The following is a 1,298-nucleotide window of genomic DNA, read 5'->3' as shown; positions in this document are numbered from 1 at the left end:
CGCGCGCTGGCAGCGGTGCTCCAGCACGCGGTCGGCGATCTGCGCATCGCCGCCGAGCGGACCGCTCTGGAAACGCTGCACCCATTCCTTCTCGCGCGGCCAGCCGCGGCTCCACGCCATCTCGTTCAACCGCTGGCCAGTGGTGCCGGTACCCACGCGTTCGGCGAACTGCGAGAGCACGTCGAAGTGCTCGGCGGCGAAGGCCAGCATCTGCGGCTTGCGTGCGTCGTGCGCGATCAACGCCAGGCACTGGTTGCCGAAGTCATTGAGGTCGTCCGCGCCGGGGTCCGGCGCCAGGCCGGCGTGGGTGCGCTCCATCTCGATCCAGTCACGCGCGGTGGCCACCGTCGAGATGAACGGCTTGCCGTGGATCACGCACTGGCGCTTGAGCGCGATGGCCTCGGGAAAGATCGAGGACGGGTCCACCGGATCAATGAAGTAGATCGCGCCATCGAGCGTGCGCTCCGGCGAGCCCATGCCGACCACCTCGGCGACCAGCTTCATCAACCCGCCCTCGCGGCCATACGGGTAGCGGTGCAGGGCAGGGTAGTCGGCCAGCGGGCCGGCGCCGACGATGGCGTCATGGGTGCGGCCCACCGCATGCAGTTCCAGGCCCAGTTCGCGGATGCCGCCCTCGCAGGCACGCAGCCAACGGAACAGCGCCGCGTCGGTGCTTTCATGGTGCAGTCGGTTGGCGGCCAGGCCGATACGCATGACGGGAAACATCCGGAAGGGAGACGCCGCTAGTGTACGGCGTGCTCCGTTACCGCGAAGCGGCTCAGGCCTGCAGCAGCGTGACGATGCTTTCGGCTGCGTCGCGGCCTTCGGCCACCGCGGTCACCACCAGGTCCGCACCGCGTACCGCATCGCCGCCGGCGAACAGCTTGGGGTTGTGGGTCTGGTAGGGCAGGCGGCCGGCACCCCCGGCGATGATGCGGCCATTGCCGGTGGCTTCCACGCCCTGCGAACCCAGCCACTCGGGCAAGGTCGGCGAGAAGCCGAACGCAATGATCACCACGTCCGCCTCCAGCAGCGATTCACTGCCCTCGATCGGCTCGGCGTTGCGGCGGCCATTGGCATCGGGCGCGCCCAGTTGCGTCTCGACCACGGTCACGCCGATCACTTCGTCGTCGGCACCGGCTTCGATGGCGAGCGGTTGGCGGTTGAACAGGAAGCGCACGCCTTCCTCGCGCGCATTGGCCACTTCGCGCGCCGAACCCGGCATGTTGGCCTCGTCGCGGCGGTAGGCACAGGTGACGCGCGCCGCGCCCAGGCGGATCGCGCTGCGCACGCAGTCC

At 69.5% G+C, this 1,298-nt stretch carries 2 protein-coding genes; both read right to left on the bottom strand.

The genetic code is table 11. From position 1 onward, the window contains the following. Window positions 1-714, bottom strand: a 714-nt coding sequence (locus VA603_RS11455) for a methylglyoxal synthase (RefSeq protein ID WP_323438918.1), incomplete at its 3' end; no start/stop codon positions are given. A gap of 64 nt (window positions 715-778) precedes the next feature. Then, window positions 779-1,298: FAD-dependent oxidoreductase (locus tag VA603_RS11450; RefSeq protein ID WP_323438917.1), on the bottom strand; the 520-nt coding region annotated here is incomplete at its 5' end.

The sequence above is a fragment of the Stenotrophomonas capsici genome, from assembly GCF_034961085.1.
Lineage (GTDB): Bacteria > Pseudomonadota > Gammaproteobacteria > Xanthomonadales > Xanthomonadaceae > Stenotrophomonas > Stenotrophomonas capsici.
Note: the sequence above shows the minus strand (reverse complement) of the source record. Positions and strands in the feature narration are given on the sequence as shown.